This window comes from Streptomyces sp. NPDC041784, assembly GCF_055591025.1.
Genome location: NZ_JBVJAB010000017.1, coordinates 61,952 through 88,556, shown reverse-complemented (window position 1 = coordinate 88,556; position 26,605 = coordinate 61,952). Strand labels below are relative to the sequence as shown.

Genomic DNA, 26,605 nt, shown 5'->3' with positions numbered 1-26,605 from the left:
AGTGTGAATGGATGCCGCTCCCATGGCGAATGAAGACAAGCTCCGGGCATACCTCCGACGCGTGACCGCCGAGCTGGACGAGGCGCACGGCCGGCTGCGCGAGGCCACCGACAAGGAGCAGGAGCCCATCGCCATCGTCGCGATGAGCTGCCGCTACCCCGGCGGCGTCGGCTCCCCGGAGGACCTGTGGCGGCTCGTCGCGTCCGGCGCCGACGGGATCACCCCGCTGCCCGCCGACCGCGGCTGGGACCTGGACGCCCTCTACGACGCCGACCCGGACGCCGCGGGCCGGTCGTACGTCCGGGGCGGCGGATTCCTGCACGAGGCCGCGGAGTTCGACGCCGGGTTCTTCGGCATCTCGCCGCGCGAGGCGCTGGCGATGGACCCGCAGCAGCGGCTGCTCCTGGAGACCTCCTGGGAGGCCATCGAGCGGGCGGGCATCGACCCCGCCTCGCTGAAGGGCAGCCGGACCGCCGTCTTCGCCGGTATCGCCGGCCAGGACTACGCGGCGCTCTTCGGCACCGCGCCCGGCGAGGCCGAGGGCTATGTCGGCACGGGCACCTCGGGCAGCGTCCTGTCCGGCCGCGTGGCCTACACCCTCGGCCTGGAGGGCCCCGCCGTCACCATCGACACGGCCTGCTCCTCGTCGCTGGTCGCCCTGCACCTCGCCGCGCACGCCCTGCGCAAGGGAGAGTGCACGCTCGCGCTGGCGGGCGGCGTGACGGTCATGGCCACCCCGGGCGCGCTCGTCGAGTTCTCCCGGCAGCGCGGTGTCGCCCCCGACGGCCGCTCCAAGGCGTTCGCCGCCGACGCGGACGGCATGGGCATGGCCGAGGGCGTCGGCATGCTCCTCCTGGAGCGGCTGTCCGACGCCCGCCGCAACGGCCACCGGGTGCTGGCGGTGGTGCGCGGCTCGGCCGTCAACCAGGACGGCGCGTCGAACGGCCTGACCGCGCCCAACGGCCCCTCGCAGCAGCGGGTCATCCGGCAGGCGCTCACGAACGCCCGGCTCTCCGCCGCCGACGTCGACGCCGTCGAGGCGCACGGCACGGGCACCCGGCTCGGCGACCCGATCGAGGCGCAGGCGCTGCTGGCCACCTACGGGCAGGACCGGCCGGAGGACCGGCCGCTGTGGCTCGGTTCGGTGAAGTCCAACATCGGGCACACCCAGGCCGCCGCCGGTGTCGCCGGTGTCATCAAGATGGTCATGGCGATGCGGCACGGCGTGCTCCCGCGCACCCTGCACGTGAACGAGCCCTCGCCGCAGGTCGACTGGTCCGCGGGCGCGGTGGAGCTGCTGACCGGGACCCGGGACTGGCCGGAGGCCGGACACCCGCGCCGGGCCGGCGTCTCCTCCTTCGGCATCAGCGGCACCAACGCGCACGTCGTGCTGGAACAGGCCCCGCAGGACGAGCCCGCCGCGACGCCGGAACCGGTGACGGTGGACTCGCCGGTCCTCCCCTGGGTGCTCTCCGGCCGGACACCCGACGCGCTGCGCGCACAGGCCGAGCGGCTCCGCACCCATCTGCTGGACGCGCCGCAGCTGCGCCCCGTCGACGTGGCGCTGTCCCTGGCGACCTCGCGGGCCGCCCTGGAACACCGGGCCGCGGTGATCGCCCCGGACCGCGACGAACTCCTCGCGGGCCTGACGGCGTTGGCCGAGGGGCAGGGCGCGCCGGGGCTCGTCCAGGGTGTCGCCGCCGAGGACGCCCGGGTCGGGTTCCTGTTCACCGGGCAGGGGTCGCAACGGGGCGGTATGGGGCGGGAGTCGTACGACTCCTTCCCCGTGTTCGCCGAGGCGTTCGACGCGGTGTGCGCGCGGTTCGACGGCCAGCTGGAACGGCCGCTGCGGGAGGTCGTGTTCGAGGGCGGACCGGCCCTCGATCGGACGGTGTACACCCAGGCGGGGCTGTTCGCGCTCGAGGTGGCGTTGTTCCGGCTGCTGGAGTCGTGGGGTGTGCGGCCGCAGGTGCTGCTGGGTCACTCGATCGGTGAGCTGGCGGCGGCGCATGTGGCGGGTGTGTGGTCGCTGGACGACGCGTGCAGGCTCGTGGCCGCGCGGGGCCGTCTGATGCAGGCGCTGCCGGAGGGCGGCGCGATGGTGGCGGTGCAGGCGACCGAGGCGGAGGTGGCGGCGGCCCTGGTCGACGGTGTGTCGATCGCCGCCGTCAACGGCCCGTCGTCCGTGGTGATCTCGGGCGACGAGGACGCGGTCCTCACGGTCGCCTCCGTCTTCTCCGAGCAGGGCCGCAAGACCAAGCGCCTGACGGTCTCGCACGCCTTCCACTCGTCGCGCATGGAGCCGATGCTGGCCGAGTTCCGACAGGTTGCGGAGGGCCTGTCGTACGACTCGCCGCGCATCCCCGTCGTGTCGAACCTGACGGGCGAACCGGCCACCCCGGACGAGCTGTGCGACCCGGAGTACTGGGTGCGGCACGTCCGGGAGGCCGTGCGGTTCGCGGACGGTGTGCGCACGCTGCTCGGCCAAGGTGTGACGACGTTCGTCGAGCTGGGGCCGGACGGGGTGCTGTCCGCCATGGCGCAGGACAGTGCCGGTCACGCCGGTGTCCCCGGTGACTCCGGCGCGATGTTCGTGCCGGTGCTGCGGGGTGACCGCTCCGAGCCGCGGACGGTGACCACCGCCGTCGCCCAGGCCCACGCGCGGGGCGTCCGGGTCGACTGGGAGCGGCTGTTCGCCGGCCGCGGCGCACAGCCGGTCGAGCTGCCCACCTACGCCTTCCAGCGCGACCGGTACTGGCCGGAGGTCACGACGGAGGCCGGCTCGGCCGACCCCACGGACGTGGCCTTCTGGGACGCCGTCGAGCGGGCGGACGTGGCGGCGTTCGCCGACACGCTGGAGGTGGGCGAGGAGGAGCGGTCCTCGCTGAGCGCCGTGCTGCCGGTGCTGTCCTCGTGGCGGCGCAGGCACCGGACGCAGTCCGTCGTGGACTCCTGGCGCTACCGGATCCTCTGGAAGCCGGTGCAGCGCGCCACCGACCCGGTGCCGCTCACCGGCAGCTGGATCGCGCTGGTGCCGCGCGGCGGCTCCGAGCAGGCCACCGCGGTCCTCGCCGCGCTGCGCGCCGCCGGCGCCGAGCCGACGACCGTCGAGGTCGACCCGGCCGACTGCACGGCCGCCGCGCTGCTGCCGCTGCTGCGCGAGGCGCCGCCGGCTCACGGGGTGCTGTCCTTCCTCGCCCTGGACGCGACCCCGTACCGGGACCACCCGGAGGTCACCTCCGGCCTGGCCGCCACCCTGGAGCTGGTCCGCGCCCTGGTGGCCGCCGAGATCGCGGCGCCGGTGTGGTGCCTGACCCGCGGCGCGGTGGCCGTCGGCCGCTCCGACCGGCCCGCCGATCCGGCGCAGGCCCAGGTCTGGGGCCTCGGCCGGGCGGTGGCGCTGGAGCACCCCGACCGCTGGGGCGGTCTGCTCGACCTGCCCGAGACGCTGGACCAGCGGTCGCTGGCCCGCGTGCTGCGCGTGCTGGCCGGGGACGACGCCGAGGACCAGGTCGCGGTGCGCGCCTCGGGCGTGTTCGTCCGACGGCTGGCCCGCGCCCCCCGCTCCGAGTCGGTGACCGCCCCCTGGCGCCCGCGCGGCACCGTCCTGGTGACCGGCGGCACCGGCGCGCTGGGCGCCGAGTTCGCCCGCTGGCTCGCCCGCAACGGCGCGGCACATCTGATCCTCACCAGCCGGCGCGGCCCCGCCGCGGCCGGCGCGCAGGAGCTGCGCCAGGAGCTGACCGCGCTCGGCGCGACCGTGACCCTGGCGGCCTGTGACGTGGCCGACCGGGACGCGCTGGCACGCCTGCTCGCCGAAGTGCCCGCCGAGGCGCCGCTCAGCGCGGTGGTGCACGCCGCGGGCGCCGGCCAGTTCACGCCGGTCACCGACACCGACCCGGCGGAACTCGCCCAGGTGCTGCGCGCCAAGGTCGCCGGCGCCCGCAACCTGGACGCGCTGCTGCACGACACACCGCTGGACGCCTTCGTCCTGTACTCCTCCATCTCCGCCGTCTGGGGCAGCGGCGGCCAGGGCGCCTACGCGGCCGCCAACGCCTACCTCGACGCCCTCGCCGAGCAGCGCCGCGCCCGCGGCCTGACCGCCACCTCCGTGGCCTGGGGCCCCTGGAGCGGCGCCGGCATGGCCGACGGCGAGGCCGAGGGCCATCTGCGCCGCCGCGGTCTGGCCCCGCTCGCCCCCGAACTGGGCGTCGCCGCGCTCCGCCAGGCCGTCGAACACGCCGATGTGACCGTGGCCGTCGCCGACGTGACCTGGGACCGCTTCCTCGCCGGATTCACCGCCGTACGCCCCAGCCCCCTGCTGGGCGACCTACCCGAGGCCCGCAGCGCCCTGGTCACCGACGTCGCCCCGGAGGACGGCGACTCGGACCTCCTGCGACGACTGACCGCGCTCCCCGACACCGACCGGCACCGGCTGCTGGCGGAACTGGTGCGCACCGAGACCGCCGGCGTCCTGGGCCACGCCTCGGCGGACGCGGTGGACGAGGGCCGGGCCTTCCGGGAACTCGGCTTCGACTCCCTGACCGCCGTCGAACTCCGCAACCGCCTCACCACCCACACCGGCCTCAGCCTCCCGGCCACCCTCGTCTTCGACCACCCGACCCCCGCCGACCTGGCCGCACACCTCCACGACGAGCTGCTGGGCGGCGCCGGGCGGGCACCGGGCGCGCCGCCCGCCGGCACCGCGACCGCCGTGCACACCGACGACCCGATCGCGATCGTCGGCATGGCCTGCCGCTACCCGGGCGGCGTCGGCTCCCCGGAGGACCTGTGGCGTCTGGTGTCGACCGGCGCCGACGGCATCGGCGAGTTCCCGGCCGACCGCGGCTGGGACCTCGACGCCGTCTACCACCCGGACCCCGACCACCCCGGCACGTCCTACACCCGCGAGGGCGGCTTCCTCTACGACGCCGGGTACTTCGACCCCGGCATGTTCGGCATCTCCCCGCGCGAGGCCGTGGCGATGGACCCGCAGCAGCGCCTGCTGCTCGAGACCTCCTGGGAGGCCGTGGAACGGGCCGGCATCGACCCGACCTCCCTCAAGGGCGGCGCGTGCGGTGTCTTCGTCGGATCCAGCTACCAGGGCTACGGCTTCGGCAGCGCGCCGGCCGACGACTCGGGCGAGTACTCGATCACCGACATCTCGACCAGCGTCGCCTCCGGCCGCATCTCCTACGCCCTCGGCCTCGAAGGCCCGGCGGTGACGGTCGACACGGCGTGCTCCTCGTCGCTGGTCGCCCTGCACCTGGCCGCGCAGGCGCTGCGGTCGGGGGAGTGCACGCTCGCCCTGGCGGGCGGCGTCGCCGTGATGCCCACGGCGAGCACGTTCGTGGAGTTCTCCCGGCAGCGCGGTCTGGCGGCCGACGGCCGGTGCAAGTCGTTCGCGGACGCGGCGGACGGGACGGGCTGGGGCGAGGGCGTCGGCATGCTCCTCGTGGAGCGCCTCTCGGACGCCGAGCGCCACGGCCACCGCGTGCTGGCGGTGCTGCGCGGCAGCGCCGTCAACCAGGACGGCGCGTCGAACGGCCTGACGGCCCCGAACGGGCCGTCGCAGCAGCGGGTGATCCGGCAGGCGCTGGCCAACGCGGGTCTGTCGACGGGTGATGTGGACGCGGTGGAGGCGCACGGCACGGGCACCCGGCTGGGTGACCCGATCGAGGCGCAGGCGCTGCTGGCCACGTACGGGCAGGATCGGCCGGAGGACCGGCCGCTGTGGCTGGGCTCGATCAAGTCGAACATCGGTCACACGCAGGCGGCTGCCGGTGTGGCGGGTGTGATCAAGATGGTGATGGCGATGCGGCACGGTGTGCTGCCGCGCACGCTGCACGTCGACGAGCCGTCGCGGCAGGTGGAGTGGTCCGCGGGTGCGGTGGAGCTGTTGACGGAGGCGCGGGAGTGGCCTTCGGTGGACCGTCCGCGTCGGGCGGCGGTGTCGTCGTTCGGGATCAGCGGCACCAACGCGCACACGATCATCGAGCAGGCTCCGGAGCGGGTGACGGCGAAGGAAGCGGTCACGACGGATCCGGTGACGACGGATCCGGTGACGACGGAACCGGTGACGACGGTGACCTCACCGGCGATCCCCTGGGTCCTGTCGGGACGTACCGAAGAGGCTCTGCGGGGGCAGGCACAGCGCCTGAAGGAGTGGCTGGAAACCCACCCCGACGACGAACTCGCCGCCGTGGGACACGCCTTGGCGACCTCACGCGCGGCTCTGGAGTACCGGGCCGGCGTGGTCGCGGCCGACCGGGGCGACTTCCTGGCCGGCCTCGCGGCGCTGACCGCCGGTGAGCAGGCGCCGGGCGTGACGAGCGGTTCGGTGCTGGACGGTGGCCGGAGCGTCGGCTTCCTGTTCACGGGACAGGGCTCACAACGGGCCGGTATGGGACGGGAGTTGTACGACTCCTTCCCGGCCTTCGCCGACGCGTTCGACGAGGTGTGCGCGCGGTTCGGGGATCTGTCCCTGCGTGACGTGGTGTTCGAGGGCGGGGCCGCCCTCGACCGGACGGTGTACGCGCAGGCGGGGCTGTTCGCGCTCGAGGTGGCGTTGTTCCGGCTGCTGGAGTCGTGGGGTGTGCGCCCGCAGGTGCTGTTGGGCCACTCGATCGGTGAGCTGGCGGCGGCGCATGTGGCCGGCCTGTGGTCGCTGGACGACGCGTGCACGCTGGTGGCCGCCAGGGGCCGTCTGATGCAGGCGCTGCCGGAGGGCGGCGCGATGGTGGCGGTGCAGGCGACCGAGGCGGAGGTGGCGGCGGCCCTGGTCGACGGTGTGTCGATCGCTGCCGTCAACGGTCCGTCGGCCACCGTGTTTTCGGGCGACGAGGAGGCCGTCGAGCAGGTCGCGGCCGTCTTCGCCCAGCAGGGCCGCAAGACCAAGCGCCTGACGGTCTCGCACGCCTTCCACTCCCCGCGCATGGAGCCGATGCTGGCCGAGTTCCGCGAGGTGGCCGAGAGCCTCTCGTACGACACTCCGCGCATCCCCGTCGTGTCGAACCTGACGGGCGAACTCGCCACCGCGGACGACCTGTGCGACCCGGAGTACTGGGTCCGCCACGTCCGTGAAGCCGTCCGCTTCGCCGACGGCATGCGCACCCTGGCCGCCCAGGGCGTACGGACGCTGATCGAACTCGGCCCGGACGGTGTCCTGTCCGCCATGGGCCAGGACTCCGTCGCCGCCCCGGACACGGTGTTCGTGCCCGTACTGCGCGCCGACCGTGCCGAGACGCGGACCCTCGCCGACGCCGTCACCCGGGCCCATGTCCGGGGTGTCCCCGTCGACTGGACGCGGGTCTTCGCGGGCTGGAGCGCCGGATCGGCGGAGCTGCCGACGTACGCCTTCCAGCGGCAGCGGTACTGGACGGCCACCGCGGCCGCCGGGGCCGTCGACCGGGCCGATCCGGTGGACGCCGCTTTCTGGGACGCCGTGGAGCGGGCCGATGTCGCGGCCGTCGCCGGGGCGCTCGAGGTCGGGGCGGACGAGCGGGACTCGCTGGGCGTCGTGCTGCCGGTGCTGTCCGCCTGGCGCAAGCGGCACCGCACGCAGTCGGTCGTCGACGCGTGGCGCTACCAGGTCACCTGGAAGCCGGTGCCGGAGCCCGCCGTCGCCGCGCTCTCCGGTACCTGGGTCGTCGTGGTGCCCGAGGACGCGCCGGGCGCCCCGTGGGTCGAGGGCCTGGTGCCCGCTCTTCAGGCGCGCGGGGCGCGCACGGTGGTCCTGACCGCCGGCGACGCCGAGGCCGACCGTGCGGAGCTGGCCCGGCGACTGGCGGAGGTGGAGGGGCCCGTCACCGGCGTCCTGTCCTTCCTCGCGCTGGACGAGTCCGCCCGCCCGGCCCGTCCCGGAGTCACCGCGGGCCTGTGGGCCACCCTGGAACTGGTGCGCGCCCTCGGCGACGCCGAGGTGGCGGCACCGCTGTGGTGTCTGACGCGCGGCGCGGTCTCGGTGGGCCGGTCCGACCGGCTGGCCGGCGCCGCCCAGGCGCAGGTCTGGGGCCTCGGCCGGGTCGTGGGGCTGGAGCACCCGGACCGCTGGGGCGGTCTGGTCGACGTTCCCGAGACGGTGGACGAGACCGCGCTGCGGCGACTGGTCGGCGTGCTGTCCGGGAGCGGTGACGAGGACCAGCTCGCCGTACGCGCCTCCGGCGTCTTCGTACGCCGACTCGGCCACGCCCCCCAGCCGGCCGGTGACGCGACACCGCCGTGGCGGCCGCGCGGCACCGTGCTGGTGACCGGGGGCACCGGCGCGCTGGGCGCCGAGGTCGCCCGCTGGCTGGCCCGCAACGGCGCCGCACACCTGGTGCTGACCAGCCGCCGGGGCATCGCGGCCGCGGGCGCCGCGGAACTGAGGGACGAGCTGACCGGGCTCGGCGCCGAGGTGACCGTGGCCGCCTGCGACGTCGCGGACCGGGCGGCGCTGGAGAGCCTGCTGAACGGGCTGCCCGCCGACCGTCCGCTGCGCGCCGTCGTGCACGCCGCCGGCATCGGCCAGTACACCCCGCTCGCCGCGATGAGCGGCGAGGAGTTCGCCGACGTGGTGACCGGCAAGGTCGCCGGCGCCCGCAACCTGCACGAACTGCTGCACGACACACCGCTGGACGCCTTCGTCCTGTTCTCCTCGATCTCCGGCATCTGGGGCGGCGGCGGCCAGGGCGCCTACGCCGCGGCCAACGCCTACCTGGACGCACTCGCCCAGCACCGCCGGCAGCACGGACAGCCGGCGACCGCGCTCGCCTGGGGCCCCTGGGCGGAGGTGGGCCTCGCGGCGGCCGACGCGGCCGGTGAGGCGAACCTGCGCCGGGGCGGGCTGCGGCCGCTGCCCCCGGAACTGGCCATCACCGCCCTCCAACGGGCCCTCGACGCCGACGACTGGGCGCTGACCCTCGCCGACGTGGTCTGGGAGCAGTTCCTGCCCGGCTTCGCCGTCGCCCGCCCCCGCCCCCTCCTCGGGGACCTGCCGGACGTCCGGAAACTCCTCGACGCCGAGGAACGTCAGCACACCGCCGCCGTCGAGGACTCGGCCCTCGTACGCCGACTGCGCGGACTGTCCGACGCGGAGCGCGCGCGGACACTGCTGGACCTGGTCCGCACCGAGGTGGCCGGCGTGCTCGGGCACACCTCGCCGGACGAGGTGGCGGCCGAACGCCCCTTCAAGGAGCTGGGCTTCGACTCGCTCACCGCGGTCGAGTTCCGCAACCAGCTGAACACGGCCACCGGCCTGAGCCTCCCCTCCACCCTGGTGTACGACTTCCCCACCGCAGCGGTGCTCGCCGAGCACCTCGGACGGGAACTCCAGGGCACCGACGCGGGCCCCGCCTCCGCCGCGGCGATCGTCGCCGTACAGTCCGACGAGCCGATCGCCATCGTCGGCATGGCCTGCCGCTACCCGGGCGGCGTCGCCTCCCCGGACGAACTGTGGCGGCTCGTGGCCACCGGCGCCGACGGCATCGGCGCCTTCCCGGCCGACCGTGGCTGGGACCTCGACGGCCTCTACGACCCCGACCCCGACCACCCCGGAACCGCCTACGTCCGCGAGGGCGGCTTCCTCTACCGCGCCGGGGACTTCGACCCCGGGTTCTTCGGGATCAGCCCGCGTGAGGCGCTGGCGATGGACCCGCAGCAGCGGCTGCTCCTGGAGACCTCCTGGGAGGTCTTCGAGAACGCCGGCATCGATCCGGCCACGCTCAAGGGCAGCCGGACCGGCGTCTTCGCCGGCTGCGGCTACCAGGGCTACGGCGCCGGCTTCGACACCGCCGCCGAGAGCGTCGAGGGCTACGCCATGACCGGCGCCTCGTCCAGTGTGGTGTCCGGCCGGGTCGCCTACACCTTCGGCCTGGAGGGCCCGGCGGTCACCGTCGACACGGCGTGCTCGTCGTCGCTGGTCGCGCTGCACCTGGCCGCGCAGGCGCTGCGTTCCGGCGAGTGCTCCATGGCGCTGGCCGGCGGCGTCACCGTGATGCCGACGGCGGGCACCTTCGTCCAGTTCTCCCGGCAGCGCGGCCTCGCGGCCGACGGCCGGTGCAAGTCGTTCGCGGACGCGGCGGACGGGACGGGCTGGGGCGAGGGCGTCGGCATGCTCCTCGTGGAGCGCCTCTCGGACGCCGAGCGCCACGGCCACCGCGTGCTGGCGGTGCTGCGCGGCAGCGCCATCAACCAGGACGGCGCGTCGAACGGCCTCACGGCCCCGAACGGGCCGTCGCAGCAGCGGGTGATCCGGCAGGCGCTGGCCAACGCGGGTCTGTCGACGGGTGATGTGGACGCGGTGGAGGCGCACGGCACGGGCACTCGGCTGGGTGACCCGATCGAGGCGCAGGCGCTGCTGGCCACGTACGGGCAGGACCGGCCGGAGGGCCGGCCGCTGTGGCTCGGCTCCGTGAAGTCCAACATCGGCCACGCCCAGGCCGCCGCCGGCGTCGCCGGTGTGATCAAGATGGTCATGGCACTGCGCCACGGTGTGCTGCCGCGCACGCTGCACGTCGACGAGCCGTCGCAGCAGGTGGACTGGTCGGCCGGTGCGGTGGAACTGCTGACCGAGGCCCGGGACTGGCCCGAGGTCGCGCGTCCGCGCCGGGCGGGTGTCTCCTCGTTCGGCATCAGCGGCACCAACGCGCACGTGGTCCTGGAGCAGGCTCCGGAACGGGCAACGGCCGAGGGACCGGTTTCGACGGAACCGGTCCCGCCGGTGGTCCCGTGGGTGCTCTCCGCCCGGACGGGCGCGGCCCTGCGTGCGCAGGCCGAGCGGCTGCGCGCGCATGTGCTGGATGCCGTGGAGTCGGATCCGGCCGACGTGGCTCTGTCGTTGGCGACCTCGCGGGCGGCGCTGGAGCACCGTGCCGCACTGGTCGCCGGCGACCGGGACGCCTTCCTGACCGGCCTGACCGCGCTGATCGAGGACGGGAGCGCACCGGGACTGGTCCAGGGCGTGGCCGGCGAGGACGCCCGGGTCGGGTTCCTGTTCACCGGCCAGGGCGCGCAACGGGCCGGTATGGGGCGGCAGTTGTACGACTCCTTCCCCGTGTTCGCCGAGGCGTTCGACGCGGTGTGCGCGCGGTTCGACGGCCGGCTGGAACGGCCGCTGCGCGAGGTCGTCTTCGAGGACGGGTCCGCTCTCGACCGGACGGTGTATGCGCAGGCGGGGTTGTTCGCGCTCGAAGTGGCGCTGTTCCGGCTGCTGGAGTCGTGGGGTGTGCGCCCGCAGGTGCTGTTGGGCCACTCGATCGGTGAGCTGGCGGCGGCGCATGTGGCGGGTGTGTGGTCGCTGGACGACGCGTGCAGGCTCGTGGCCGCACGAGGTCGCCTGATGCAGGCGCTGCCGGAGGGCGGCGCGATGGTGGCGGTGCAGGCGACCGAGGCGGAGGTGGCGGCGGCCCTGGTCGACGGGGTGTCGATCGCTGCCGTCAACGGCCCGTCTTCTGTGGTGATCTCGGGCGACGAGGACGCGGTTCTCGCGGTCGCCTCCGTCTTCTCCGAGCAGGGCCGTAAGACCAAGCGCCTGACGGTCTCGCACGCCTTCCACTCGTCGCGCATGGAGCCGATGCTGGCCGAGTTCCGCGAGGTGGCCGAGAGCCTGTCGTACGACACTCCGCGCATCCCCGTCGTGTCCAACCTGACCGGCGAGCCGGCCACCGCCGACGAGCTGTGCGACCCGGAGTACTGGGTCCGCCACGTCCGCGAGGCGGTCCGCTTCGCCGACGGCGTCCGCACCCTCGCCGAGCACGGCGTACGGACGCTGATCGAACTCGGCCCGGACGGTGTCCTGTCCGCCATGAGCCAGGAGTGCCTGCCCGACGGCGTCGAGGCCGCTGCCGTCCCGTTGTTGCGCGCCGGACGCCCCGAGGCCGAGACCCTGACCACCGCCGTCGCCCACGCGCACACGCGGGGGGTCCCGGTCGCCTGGCCGGAGTTCTTCGCGGGCCGGGACGCACGGCGCGTCGAGCTGCCGACGTACGCCTTCCAGCACCAGCGGTACTGGCTGGACATCGGTGTGTCGGCGAGCAACGTCGAGCTGGCGGGCATGAGCGCGGCCGGCCATCCGCTGCTGGGTGCCGCCGTCGAACTGCCGGACACCGGTGGGCTGTTGTTCACCGGGCGGCTGTCGCTCGACACCCACCCGTGGCTCGCCGACCACACCGTCCTGGGCTCGGTCGTGCTGCCCGGCACGGCCTTCGTGGAGCTGGCGATCCGCGCGGGTGACCAGGTCGACTGCGGACGCCTGGAGGAACTGACCCTGGAGGCGCCGCTGCTGCTGCCCGAACGGGGTTCGGTGCAGGTGCAGTTGGCGGTCGGCGAGGCCGACGGTTCGGGCCGTCGTGCCCTGAGCGTCCACTCCCGGACGGCGGGGCAGGCATGGACCCGGCACGCCGCCGGCCGGCTCGCTCCGAGGGGTCCCGTGCCGCGCACCGAGCCGGAGCCCTGGCCGCCGGCGGACGCGGTCCCCGTGGCCGTCGAGGGCTTCTACGACGGGTTCGCCGCCGCCGGACTCACCTACGGGCCCGCCTTCCAGGGCGTACGGGCGGTGTGGACCCGCGCCGGTGAGGTGTTCGCCGACGTCGCGCTGAACGAGGACATCGCCGAGACGGCCGGGCGGTTCGGCCTGCACCCGGCGCTGCTGGACGCGGCGCTGCACGCCGTCGGCCTGGGCGACCTCATCGAGGACACCGGCCAGGCCCGGCTGCCGTTCGCCTGGTCGGGCGTGAGCCTGCACGCGGCGGGCGCCCGTGCCGTGCGGGTACGGCTGTCCCGCGCGGCCGGCACCGACACCGTGACTCTGACGGTCACCGACCCCGACGGCGTCCCGGTGGCGAGCGTCGACGCGCTGTCCCTGCGCCCGGTGAGCGCCGGGCAGTTGGGGGCGGCCCAGGGCCATGGTGTCCAGGAGTCACTGTTCCGCGTCGAATGGACTCCGCTGACGGAGCGGACCCCGCTGCCCGAGCGGACCGCCGCCACCCCGGCCGACGGGACCTGGGCGGTCGTGGGCGACGACCCGTTCGCTCTCGCCACGGCGCTTGGTGCGCAGGGGCGCGATCTCGTCACGTACCCGGACCTCACCGCTGTGCCGGACGGCCCGGTGCCGGATCTCGTGTTCGCCTGCGCCCATGCCCATGCCCATGCCCACGCCCTTGTCGAAGGCGCGGCGGCCGTGCGCGAGACCGTGGCCGGCGCGCTGTCCCTGGCCCAGTCCTGGCTGGCCGACGAGCGGTTCGCCTCCTCGCGGCTGGTGTTCGTGACGCGAGGCGCCACGGCGGACCGGGACACGGACGCAGTGCCGGACCTGCCCGGTGCGGCGGTGTGGGGCCTGGTGCGCTCGGCCCAGTCCGAGAACCCCGGCCGTTTCGTCCTGCTGGACCTGGACCTGGACCTGGACCTGGACGGTGAACCCGTCCCGGCCGGCGTCCTTGCCGACGCGCTCACCGGCGACGAACCGCAGCTCGCGGCGGGCCCCGGCGGTGTCCGGGTGCCCAGGCTGACCCGGGTCACGGCCACCGCCCCACCGGTGGAGCCCTCTGAGACGCACGGCACGGGCACCGTCCTGCTCACCGGCGGCACCGGCGCCCTCGGCGCCGTACTGGCCCGCCACCTCGTCGCCGAACGCGGCGTCCGCCGGCTCCTGCTGACCGGCCGCCGCGGCGCGGCGGCGCCGGGCGCGGCGGAGCTGGTCGCCGAACTGGAGGCGCTGGGCGCCTCGGTGCGCGTGGCCGCCGTGGACGTCGCCGACCGGGAGGCACTCGCCGGGCTGCTGGCCGGGATCCCGGCCGAGCACCCGCTGACCGCCGTGGTGCACGCGGCCGGCATCACCGACGACGGGGTGCTCGCCTCGCTGACGCCGCGGCGGCTCGCCGCGGTGCTCCGCCCGAAGGTCGACGGCGCCTGGAACCTGCACGAGCTGACCCGCGAGCTGCCGCTCACCTCCTTCGTCCTGTTCTCCTCCGTCGCCGGTGTCATGGGCGGCGCGGGACAGGCGAACTACGCGGCGGCGAACGCGTTCCTGGACGGGCTGGCCCGGCTGCGCGCCGCGTCCGGCCTGCCGGGACAGTCGTTGGCCTGGGGGCCGTGGGACCAGACCGGCGGCATGGCCGACGCGCTGACCGGGACCGACCGGGAACGGCTGGGCCGTTCGGGCCTGCGGGCCCTGTCCGCCGGGCAGGGCACGGCCCTGTTCGACACCGCCGCCACGATCGGCGAGCCCGTCCTCGTGCCCATGCACCTGGACCTCGGCCTGCCGAACGGCCGGCCGGCGCCCGGATCCGACACCGCCGAGGTCCCGGCCCTGCTGCGCGCCCTGGTCCGTACGCCCGCCCGGCGCCGCCTCGCCGGCGACCGGTCCGTCCCCGGATCCGGGCTCGCCCAGCGCCTCGCCGCGCTCACGGCGGCCGAGCGGGAACAGCACCTGCTGGAGCTGGTGTGCACGCACGTGGCCGCGGTGCTGGGCCACGCCTCGGCGGCCGCGGTCGACCCCGACCAGGCGTTCCGTGAGGCGGGCTTCGACTCCCTGACCGCCGTGGAGCTGCGCAACCGCCTGCATCAGGGCACCGGGCTGCGGCTGCCCGCCACGCTGGTCTTCGACTACCCCACGCCCCTGGCCCTCGCCCGCCACCTGCGGGACGAACTGGTCGGCGCGGAGCCCGAGTCGGCGCCGCCCGCCCCCGTCACCGTCTCGGCGACCGACGAGCCCATCGCGATCATCGGCATGGCCTGCCGCTACCCGGGCGGGGTGGCCTCGCCCGACGACCTGTGGGAGCTGGTGGCCACCGGCGCCGACGGCGTCGGCTCCTTCCCGACCGACCGGGGCTGGGACGTCGACGCGCTGTACGACCCGGAGCTGTCCCGCCCCCACACCTCGTACACCAACGAGGGCGGGTTCCTGCACGACGCGGCCCGGTTCGACCCGGCGTTCTTCGGCATCAGCCCCCGCGAGGCGCTGATGATGGACCCGCACCAGCGGCTGCTCCTGGAGACCTCCTGGGAGGCCGTCGAGCACGCGGGCATCGACCCGGCCTCCCTCAAGGGCAGCCGGACCGGTGTGTTCGCCGGTGTGATGTACCACGACTACGGCGTGCTCCTGGCGCAGGCGCCGGACGAGGACACCGAGGGCGACGTCGGCGGCGCCGGCAGCTCGGGAAGTGTCGCCTCCGGCCGGGTCTCCTACGTCCTCGGGCTCGAGGGCCCGGCGGTGACGATCGACACCGCCTGCTCCTCCTCCCTGGTGACCCTGCACCTGGCCGCGCAGGCGCTGCGGTCCGGCGAGTGCTCGATGGCGCTGGCCGGCGGGGTGACCGTCATGTCGACGCCCCGCACCTTCGTCGAGTTCTCCCGGCAGCGCGCGCTGTCCCCGGACGGGCGCAGCAAGTCCTTCTCCGACGACGCCGACGGCACCGGCTGGGGCGAGGGCGTCGGCATGCTCCTGGTGGAGCGGCTCTCCGACGCCCGCCGCAACGGCCACCCGGTGCTGGCGGTCGTCCGCGGCACCGCCGTCAACCAGGACGGTGCGTCCAACGGGCTCACCGCCCCGAACGGCCCCTCCCAGCAGCGGGTGATCCGGCAGGCGCTGGACAACGCCGGGCTGTCGGTCGGGGACGTCGACGTGGTGGAGGCGCACGGTACGGGCACCCGGCTGGGCGACCCGATCGAGGCGCAGGCGCTGCTGGCCACCTACGGCCGGCGCGACGCGGACGCCGCGCCGCTGTTCCTCGGCTCCGTGAAGTCCAACATCGGTCACGCGCAGGCCGCCGCGGGCGCCGCCGGCCTCATCAAGATGGTGATGGCGCTGCGGCACGGCGTGCTGCCCAAGACGCTCCACGTCGGCACGCCGTCGTCGCAGGTCGACTGGGATTCGGGGGCGGTGGAACTGCTCACCGAGGCCCGCGACTGGCCCGCCCTGGACCGGCCGCGCCGGGCCGCCGTCTCCTCCTTCGGGGTCAGCGGCACCAACGCGCACATCATCCTGGAGCAGCCGGCCGCCGAGCACACGCCGCCGGCCGGGGAGGGCGGGCAGGACACCGAGCCGCCGCTCGTGCCCTGGCCGCTGTCCGCCCGGACCGCCGCCGGCGTGCGCGCCCAGGCCGCCCGGCTGCGGGAACACCTGGAGCGCCACCCCGGCCTGCGCCCGCTGGACGTGTCCCACTCGCTGCTCACCACCCGCACGGTGTTCGACCACCGGGCGGTGCTGGTGGCCGCCGAACCGGCCCGGTTCATGGACCAGCTGGCCGGTCTCGCCGAAGGCCGGGAACTGCCCGGCGTGGTCCGGGGCGGCCCCGGGGCCGCGACCCGCAACGGCGCGGTGTTCGTCTTCCCCGGCCAGGGCACCCAGTGGCTCGGCATGGGCCGTGAACTGATGGACACCTCCCCGGTGTTCGCCGAGCGGATGACCGAGTGCGCCGCCGCCTTCGCGCCGTTCCTCGACTGGTCGCTCCTGGCGGCGCTGCGCGGTGAGCCGGGCGCGCCGGACACCGACCGGGTGGACGTCGTCCAGCCGCTGCTGTTCGCCGTGATGGTGTCGCTGGCCGAGCTGTGGCGCTCGCACGGCGTCCGGCCCGCCGCGCTGGTCGGCTACTCCCAGGGCGAGATCGCGGCCGCCTGTGTCGCCGGCGCGCTGTCGCTGGAGGACGCGGCCCGTGTGGTGGGGCTGCGCAGCCGTCTGCTGGCCGAGGAGCTGACCGGCCGGGGCGGCGTGGCGTCCGTGATGATCTCCGCCGAGGAGGCCGAGCGGCGCGTGGCGGCCCGCTGGGGCGACGCCCTGTCGGTGGCCGGTGTCAACGGCCCCACGGCGGTCACCCTGGCGGGCGACGAGCGGGCGCTGGCCGAGTTCGTCGCCGAGTGCGAGGCGGACGGCATCCGGGTCCGGGTCATCCCCGCGTCCGTGCCCAGCCACTGCCCCCAGGTCGAACCGCTGCGGGAGCGCCTGCTGGAGCTGCTCGCCCCGGTGCGGGCCCGCTCGACCGGGATCCCGTTCTACTCGACGGTGACCGGCGCGGTCGTCGACACCGCCGAACTGGACGCCGAGTACTGGTACCGCAACATGCGCGGCACCGTGCTGTTCGAGCCCGTCGTGCGCCGGCTGCTCGCGGACGGGTACCGGACGTTCCTGGAGACCAGCCCGCACCCGATGCTGACGGTCGCCGTGCAGCAGATCGACGCCGACGTCACGGTCGTCGGCACCCTGCGCCGCCGTGACGGCGGCCGGGACCGGTTCCTGACCTCGCTGGCCGAAGCCCATGTCGCCGGTCTCCCGGTCGACTGGGAGCCGGTCTTCGAGGGCCGGCGCGCGCGGCAGGTGGCCCTGCCCACCTACGCGTTCCAGCACCAGTCGTACTGGCCGCGGCTGCGGCCGGCCGCGGCCGCCGACGTCGCCTCGGCGGGGCTGGCCGCCGCGCAGCACCCGCTGCTCGGCGCGACGGTGGAACTGCCCGACTCCGGGAGCCTGCTGTTCACCGGCCGGCTCGCGCTGGACACCCACCCGTGGCTCGCCGACCACGCCGTCGCCGGGGTGGCGCTGCTGCCCGGCACGGCCTTCGTGGAGCTGGCCGTACGCGCCGGAGACCAGGTCGGCTGCGACCGGCTGGAGGAGCTGACCCTGGAGAGCCCGCTGGTGCTGCCCGCCCACGGCGCCGTCCAGGTACGGCTCACCGTCGGCGAGGCCGACGCCGCCGGGCGGCGCACCCTGGCCGTCCACTCGCGGCCGGACACCCCCGACGGCCAGGGGAGCGCGGCCGCCGCGGTCTGGACCCGGCACGCCGAGGGCCTGCTGGGCGTCGCCGGCGCCGACGCGACCGTCCCGGCCGGCACGGGCGTCTGGCCGCCCGCCGGTGCCGTACCCGTCCCCGTGGACGGACTGTACGAGCGGCTGGCGCTGGACGGCGTCGACTACGGCCCGGCGTTCCAGGGTCTGCGGGCCGTCTGGCGGGACGGCGCGGACGTGCTCGCCGAGGTGGCCCTGGACCCGCAGGCCGCCGACACCGGGCAGTTCGGTCTGCACCCGGCGCTGCTGGACGCGGCCCTGCACGCGATCGGCCCCGGTGACCTGATGTCCGGCGCCGACGGGATCCGGCTGCCCTTCGCCTGGTCCGGCGTGTCCCTGTACGCGACGGGCGCCACCGCGCTGCGGGTGCGCCTGTCGCCGACCGGCCCGGACGCGGTGTCCCTCACCGTCGCCGACGGCTCGGGCGCCCCGGTCGCCTCGGCGGAGTCCCTGGTCCTGCGGCCGGTGTCGGCCGACGCCTTCGCCGGCGCGTACGGCGGGCAGGGCGGACACCACGACAAGCTGTTCCGCCTGAACTGGACCGCCCTGCCGCAACCGGCGTCCCCGGACACCACCGCGCCGGCGTCCGCCTGGGCGCTGCTGGGCACCGACACGCTCGGCGTGGCCGACGGTCTCAAGGCGGCGGGCGGCCCGCCCGTCGCGTACCCGGACCTGGCCGCGCTCGGCGAGGCCGTCGCCGCGGGCGCCCCGGTGCCCGAGGTGGTGCTGGTGTGCGCCGGGGGCGGCGAGCGGTCGCCGCGGGCGGTACGGGCCGCCACGCACGACGTGCTGGCGCTCGCCCAGTCCTGGCTGGCCGACGCCCGCTTCGACACCGCCCGCCTGGTCGTGGTGACCGGGGGCGCGGTGGCCGCGCGGCCCGAAGACACCGTGCCGGACCTGGCCGGTGCCGCGCTGTGGGGTCTGCTCCGGTCGGCGCAGACCGAGAACCCGGACCGGTTCGTCCTCCTGGACGTCGACGGCCGTGACCCGTCCTGGCGGGTCCTGCCCGCCGCCGTCGCGGCCGGCGAACCCGAACTCGCCCTGCGCGACGGCACGGTCCACGCCGCCCGCCTGGGCCGGGTCGCCGTCCCCGCCCCCGAGGCGCCGGACGACGCGACCCCCGCTCCTTACGGCGACGGTACCGTCCTGATCACCGGCGGCACCGGCTCCCTCGGCAGCCTGGTCGCCCGCCATCTGGTGACCGCCCACGGCGTCCGCAGCCTCCTGCTCACCAGCAGGCGCGGGCCGGCGGCCGACGGCGCCGAGGCGCTCGCGGCGGAACTCACCGCCCTGGGCGCGAGCGTCACCGTCGCCGCCTGCGACACCGCCGACCGGGACGCGCTCGCCGCCCTGCTCGCCGGCGTCCCCGAGGAGCACCCGCTCACCGGCGTGGTGCACGCGGCCGGTGTGCTCGACGACGGCGTGATCGGCTCGCTCACCCCCGAACGGGTGGACCGTGTGCTGCGCCCCAAGGTGGACGCGGCCTGGCACCTGCACACCCTCACCGAGGACCTGGAGCTGTCGGCGTTCGTCCTGTTCTCCTCGGCGGCCGGCGTCTTCGGCGGACCGGGTCAGGGCAACTACGCGGCGGCGAACGCCTTCCTCGACGGCCTGGCCCACCACCGCCGGGCCCGGGGCCTCGCGGCGACCTCGCTCGCCTGGGGCCTGTGGGCCGACGCCACCGGCATCAACAGCGGAATGGCCGACGGCATCGGCGAGGTCGACGTACGGCGGATGGCCCGCTCCGGCATGACCGGCCTGTCCGCCCCCGAGGGCCTCGCGCTGCTGGACGCCGCCCAGGCGCTGGGCGAGCCCCAGCTGGTGCCGACCCGCCTGGACCTGGCACCCGGCGCCGCGACGGCCGTACCCGCGCTGCTGCGCGACCTGGTGCGCGGAACGCCGCGGCGGACCGCGCGGGCCCAGGACGCCACGGACGGCACCTCGCTGCGCACCCGCCTGCTGGGCGTGCCCGCAGCGGACCGGGTGAAGGTGCTGCTCGACGTGGTCCGCGGCCAGGTCGCCGACGTCCTCGGCCACACCTCCGCGGACGCCGTCGAACCCGACCAGGCGTTCAGCGAACTCGGCTTCGACTCGCTGACCGCGGTGGAACTGCGCAACCGGCTCAACCAGGTCACCGGCCTGCGCCTCACCGCCACGCTGGTGTTCGACCACCCGACCCCGCACCGGCTCGCGGACCGGCTGCTGGCCGACCTGGACCTGGCCGAGCCCGTGGCCACGGCCCCGCTGCTGGCGGAACTGGCCCGGATGGAGTCGGCGCTCTCCGCGATCAGCCCGGACGCCCTGTCCGAGGTCGCGCCGGACGACACCGCCTACGACGAGGTCACCGTGCGGCTCCAGACCCTGCTCGCCAAGTGGGGCCGCTTCCGCACCGAGCCGGAGGCCGGCCCGGAACCCGCCCGCGACCTCGGGACGGCCACCGCCGACGAGCTGTTCGACTTCATCGACGGCGAACTCGGAGGGCTGTGACCACCATGACCCCCACCCCTGACCCCACCCCGCGAGGAGCGAACCAGTCCGTGTCGAGTTCCGGGACCAACGAGGAGAAGCTCCTCGGCTATCTGCGGCGCGTGACCGCCGACCTCCAGGAGACGCGGCTGCGGCTGCGCGAACTGGAGGCCGGTGAGCAGGAGCCGATCGCCATCGTGGGCATGGCCTGCCGCTACCCCGGCGGCGTCGGCTCCCCGGAGGACCTGTGGCGGCTGGTGTCCGAGGGCACCGACGCGGTCGCCGGACTGCCCCGGGACCGCGGCTGGGACGTGGACAACCTCTACGACCCCGACCCCGACCGCATCGGCACCGCCTACGCGCGGGAGGGCGGCTTCCTCTACGACGCGGCCGACTTCGACCCCGCGCCCTTCGGCATCTCCCCGCGCGAGGCGCTGGCCACCGACCCGCAGCACCGCCTGCTCCTGGAGACCTCCTGGGAGGCCTTCGAGCGGGCGGGCATCGACCCCACCTCGCTCAAGGGCAGCCGCACCGGCGTCTTCGCCGGCCTGATGTACCACGACTACGCGGCCCGGCTGCGCGCCGTACCGGACGACGTGGCCGGGTACATCGGCAACGGCAACTCCGGCAGCATCGCCTCCGGGCGGCTGGCGTACACCTTCGGTCTCGAGGGCCCCGCGGTCACCCTCGACACCGCCTGCTCGTCCTCCCTGGTCGCGCTCCACCTCGCCGTGCAGGCGCTGCGCTCCGGGGACTGCGCGATGGCCCTGGCCGGCGGGGTCTCCGTGATGGCGGCCCCGGTGACCCTGCTGGAGTTCTCCCGGCAGCGCGGGCTGGCCCCGGACGGCCGCTGCAAGGCGTTCGCCGCCTCCGCCGACGGAACCGGCCTCGGCGAGGGCGTCGGCATGCTGGTCCTGGAGCGGCTGTCCGACGCCCGCCGGGCCGGCCGCCCGGTCCTGGCGGTGGTGCGCGGCACCGCCGTCAACCAGGACGGCGCCTCCAACGGCATGACGGCACCCAACGGCCCGTCCCAGCAGCGCGTCATCCGGCAGGCCCTGGCCGACGCCCGGCTGTCCGCCGACGAGATCGACGCCGTCGAGGCCCACGGCACCGGCACCAGCCTCGGCGACCCCATCGAGGCCCAGGCGCTGCTGGCCACCTACGGCCAGGACCGGCCCGAGGACCGCCCGCTCTGGCTCGGCTCGCTCAAGTCCAACATCGGGCACACCCAGGCGGCCGCCGGGGTGGGCGGCGTGATCAAGATGGTGATGGCGATGCGGCACGGCGTGCTGCCGCCGACCCTCCACGTCGACGAACCCTCGCCTCAGATCGACTGGAGCGCGGGCCGGGTCTCCCTGCTCACCGACACCCGGCACTGGCCCGGGACGGGCCGGCCCCGCCGCGCCGGCGTCTCCTCCTTCGGCATCAGCGGCACCAACGCGCACGCCATCGTGGAACAGGCGCCGCCCGAGGAGCCCCGCCCGGCCGCCGAAGCCACCGTACGGACCACCACGGTCCCCTGGATCCTCACCGCCAGGTCCCCGGAGGCCCTGCGCGCCCAGGCCCACCGCCTGAGCGCCCACCTCGCCGCCCACCCGGACACGGCGCCCCGGGACATCGCCCTCTCCCTGGCCACCACCCGCACGGCCATGGACCACCGCGCCGCGCTGGTGGCCACGGACCGCGACACCTTCGCCTCCGCCCTGACGGCCCTCGCGGAGGACCGCGACACGGCGGGCGTGGTGCGGGGAGTCGTCTCCCGCCGCGCCAGGACGGCCTTCCTCTTCACCGGCCAGGGCGCGCAACGGGCCGGCATGGGACGAGAGTTGTACGACACCTTCCCGGTCTTCGCCGAGGCCTTCGACGCGGTGTGCGCGGGCTTCGACGGTGAGCTGGAACGGCCGCTGCGCGAGGTCGTGTTCGAAGGCGGACCGGCCCTCGACCGCACGGAGTACACACAGGCGGGCCTGTTCGCCCTCGAGGTGGCGCTCTTCCGGCTGCTGGAAGCCTGGGGCGTGGCCCCGGACCACCTCGCCGGGCACTCGATCGGCGAGCTGTCGGCGGCGCATGTGGCGGGTGTGTGGTCGCTGGACGACGCGTGCAGGCTCGTGGCCGCGCGGGGCCGTCTGATGCAGGCGCTGCCCGAAGGCGGCGCGATGGTGGCGGTGCAGGCGACCGAGGCGGAGGTGGCGGCGGCCCTGGTGGACGGGGTGTCGATCGCCGCGCTCAACGGCCCGTCGTCCACGGTGATCTCGGGTGACGAGGACGCCGTTCTCGCGGTCGCGTCCGCCTTCGCCGAGCAGGGCCGTAAGACCAAGCGGCTGACGGTCTCCCACGCCTTCCACTCCCCGCGCATGGAACCGATGCTGGCGGAGTTCCGCGAGGTGGCCAAGGGCCTGTCGTACGACGCGCCGCGCATCCCCGTCGTGTCGAACCTGACGGGCCGGCCGGCCACCGCGGACGAGCTGTGCGATCCGGAGTACTGGGTGCGCCATGTCCGCGAGGCGGTCCGCTTCGCCGACGGCGTCCGCACCCTCGCCGAGCACGGCGTACGCACGCTGATCGAACTCGGCCCGGACGGTGTCCTGTCCGCCATGAGCCAGGAGTGCCTGCCCGACGGCGTCGAGGCCGCTGCCGTCCCGTTGTTGCGCGCCGGACGCCCGGAGGCCGAGACCCTGACCACCGCCGTCGCCCACGCGCACACGCGGGGGGTCCCGGTCGCCTGGCCGGAGTTCTTCGCGGGCCGGGGCGCACGGCGGGTCGAGCTGCCGACGTACGCCTTCCAGCGGGACCGGTACTGGCTGGACGCCGGGATCGCGGCGGGGGACATCGAGTACGCCGGGCTGGGCCCGGCCGGTCACCCGATGCTGGGGGCCACCGTCGAACTGCCGGAATCAGGCGGACTGTTGCTCACCGGGCGGCTGTCCCTGGAGACCCACCCCTGGCTCGCCGACCACACCGTGGCCGGAGTGGCGCTGCTGCCGGGCACGGCCCTGGTGGAACTGGCCCTGCGGGCGGGGGAGGGGCTGGGCTGCGGCGAGTTGACCGAACTGACGCTGCGGGCCCCGCTGCTCCTCCCCGAACAGGACTCGGTCGCCCTCCAGTTGGTGGTGGGCTCGGCCGACGGCGACGCCCGTCGCCCGGTGCGCGTGTACTCCCGTCCGGCAACCGACCCGGAGTGGACCCTGCACGCCGAGGGCACCCTCGCCCCGGCCGCACCGGAGCCCACACCCGCCTGGACCCCTACGGTCTGGCCGCCCGCCGGGGCCGAGCCGCTGCCGCACGAGGGTCTCTACGAGCGGCTGGCCGACTCCGGGCTCGGCTACGGCCCGGCCTTCCAGGGCCTGCGGACCGCCTGGCGGCTCGGCGACGAGATCTACGCCGAGGTCGAGGCACCGGAGGGGGTGCGGGAGACGGCCGACGGGTTCGGCATCCACCCCGCACTGCTGGACGCGGGCATGCACGGCCTGAACCTGGGCGGACCGCTGGCCGACATCGGCCGGGGACGGCTGCCGTTCTCCTGGAGCGGAGTACGGCTGCACCGCACCGGCGCGGCCGCCCTCCGGGTGCGGCTGGCCCCGGCCGGCTCGGACGCGCTGTCCTTCGCGGCCGTCGACCCCTCGGGCGCCCCGGTGGCCTCCGTGGCGTCCCTGGTGCTGCGGCCGGTCAGCGCCGATCAGATGCGGGCCGGGGCGCACTCGCGGTCCCTGTTCCGGCTGGAGTGGACCCCTCTCCCGGCACCGGACGCCTCGGCCGCCCGTGCCGCCCGCTGTGCCCTGGTGGGCCTCGACGACCCCGGGCTGCACCGGGCGTTCGAGGCCGCGGGTACCGCCGTCGACAGCCACCGGGACCTGGCGGCACTGCTCGCCTCCGGCGGCGCGGCCCCCGACCTGGTGCTGGCCGCTCTGCCGGACCCCGTGGACGCCCCGAATCCGGCGGACCGCGCCCACCGGCTGGCCGGTGCCGCGCTGGACCTGCTGAAGAACTGGCCGACGGACGACGGGTTCGCGTCGACGCGGCTCGTCGTGCTCACCGAGGGCGCGGTGGCTCCCGGTGTGACCGATCCGGCGGCGGCCGCCGTCTGGGGGCTGGTGCGCTCCGCGCAGGCCGAGCACCCCGGCCGGTTCGTGCTGCTGGATCTCGACGGCACCCCGGAGTCCCGCGCCGCCGTGCCCGCCGCCCTCGCCACCGGTGAACCGCAGCTGACGATCCGTCAAGGCATCGTCTCAGCAGCCAGGCTGGCACGCGCGACAGCGGCCGGTCCCGATCCCGATTCCGATCCTGATCCCGAGTCCGCGCCGGATGCGGCCGGCACCGTCCTCGTCACCGGCGGCACCGGCGCCCTCGGCGCCCTGGTGGCCCGGCACCTCGTCGCCGAGCGGGGCGTACGGCACCTGCTGCTCACCAGCAGGCGGGGCGAGGCCGCGCCGGGCGCCGCCGAACTCGCCGCGGAGCTGCGGGCGTCGGGCGCGTTCGTGACGGTCGCGGCCGTCGACGCCGCCGACCGGGACGCGCTGGCCGCCGTCCTGGCCGCCGTACCGGCCGAGCACCCGCTGACCGGCGTGGTCCACACGGCGGGCGTGGTCGCGGACGGGGTGATCGGCTCGATGACCCCGGAGCGGCTGGCCGAGGTGCTGCGCCCCAAGGTGGACGGAGCCTGGAACCTGCACGAACTGACCGCCGACGCCGATCTGTCGATGTTCGTGCTGTTCTCCTCCCTCGCGGGCACCCTCGGCGGAGCCGGGCAGGGCAACTACGCGGCGGCGAACACGTTCCTGGACGCGCTGGCCCAGCACCGGCGCGAGCACGGGCGCCCCGCGGTGTCCCTGGCCTGGGGCATGTGGGCCCGGCTCAGCGGGATGACCGAGGGGCTCGGCTTGGCCGAACTGGACCGGCTGCGCCGGGTGGGACTCGGCGCGCTGTCGGACGAGGAGGGGCTGGCGCTGTTCGACGCGGCCGTCGCGGGCCCGGACGCCACGCTGGTGCCCATGCGGCTCGACGCCGGCGGTCCGACCGGCGACCTGGTGCCGCCGCTGCTGCGGGACGTCGTACGGCCCAGGGCCGCCCGCCACGCCCGGGCGGCGGCCGCCACCGGTGACACCGGGGGGCTGCGGCGCGCGCTGCGGGACCTGCCGGAGAGCGAGTGGGAGGAGTTCCTCGGCACGGCGGTGCGGGAGCAGGTGGCCGCGGTGCTCGGCCACGCCTCCGCCGCGGCGGTCGACGCCGACCACCCGTTCACGGACCTGGGGTTCGACTCGCTGGCCGCCATCGAGCTGCGCAACCGTCTCACGGCGGCGGGCGGTGTGCCGCTGCCGGCCACGCTGATCTTCGACCATCCCACCCCCGCCGCGGTCGCCGCGCACCTGCGCGCGCTGCTGGCGCAGGCCGGTCCCGAGGACACCGCCGCACCCGCCCCACCAGGGGCCGGCACCGCGGCCGGCCCGCCGCCGGGCTCCGTCGAGGCCCTGTTCCGGCAGGCCTGCGAGGCCGGCCAGTACGAGGACGGCGTCGAACTCCTGATGGCCGCCGCCCGGATCCGCCCCGGCTTCGACACGGAGGAGGCGACCGCGCACGCCCCGCAGCCGGTACGGCTCTCCCGTGGCCCCGGGCGGCCGTCGCTGGTCTGTTTCGCCGCCCCGGTCGCCCTGACCAGCGTCCACCAGTACGCGCGGTTCGCGGCCGCCTTCCAGGACGTCTGCGACGTGTCGGTGCTGGTGCCCCCGGGCTTCGCCGACGGTCAGGCGCTGCCGCGCTCGGCCGAGGCGGCCGTGGCCTGTCTGACGGACGCGGTGCGCGGCATCGGCGCCGAGGGCGAACCCGTCGTCCTGGTCGGGCACTCCTCCGGCGGCTGGCTCGCCCACGCGGTCGCCGCCCGGCTGGAGAGCCTCGGCCGATCGCCCGCCGGCGTGGTGCTGCTGGACACCTATCTGCCCGGCCACGACGTCGTCCAGGGCTTCGCCTCGGTCTTCATGGACAGCATGTTCGACCGGGAGGGCATGGTGGACGGGGTGGACTTCGCCCGGCTGACCGGCATGGGCGGCTACTTCAGGGCCTTCGCGGACTGGAAGCCGTCCGACGTGGCCGCGCCCACCCTGTTCCTGCGCGCCGCCGGCCGGATCCTCGACGAGGACCAGGCCGGACCGCCCGCTCCGCAGGCATCCTGGCACCTGCCGCACACCGCCGGTGAGGTGCCCGGGAACCACTGGACCATGCTGGAGGAACACGCCGCCACGGCGGCCCGCCCGGTCCTGGACTGGCTCGGCCTCGCCGGCGCCTGAGAACGGGCCGGGGCCGGGGGGGGGGGGGGGGGGGGGGGGGGGGGGGGGAGCGGGGGGGGGGGGGGGGGGGGGGGGGGGGGGGGGGGGGGGTGGGGGGGGGGGGGGGGGA

General features: G+C 75.7%; 2 protein-coding genes. Both read left to right on the top strand.

The genetic code is table 11. From position 1 onward, the window contains the following. Positions 1-22 precede the first annotated feature (22 nt). The gene (locus tag ACZ6D7_RS31695; protein WP_469498203.1) at positions 23-20,239 is read left to right on the top strand and encodes a type I polyketide synthase; all 20,217 of its coding nucleotides are present in this window, start codon (positions 23-25) and stop codon (positions 20,237-20,239) included. 5 nt (positions 20,240-20,244) lie between these two features. After that, positions 20,245-26,496: a type I polyketide synthase gene (locus tag ACZ6D7_RS31690; RefSeq protein ID WP_469498201.1), complete on the top strand. Its 6,252-nt coding sequence runs from the start codon at positions 20,245-20,247 to the stop codon at positions 26,494-26,496. Positions 26,497-26,605: the final 109 nt, after the last annotated feature.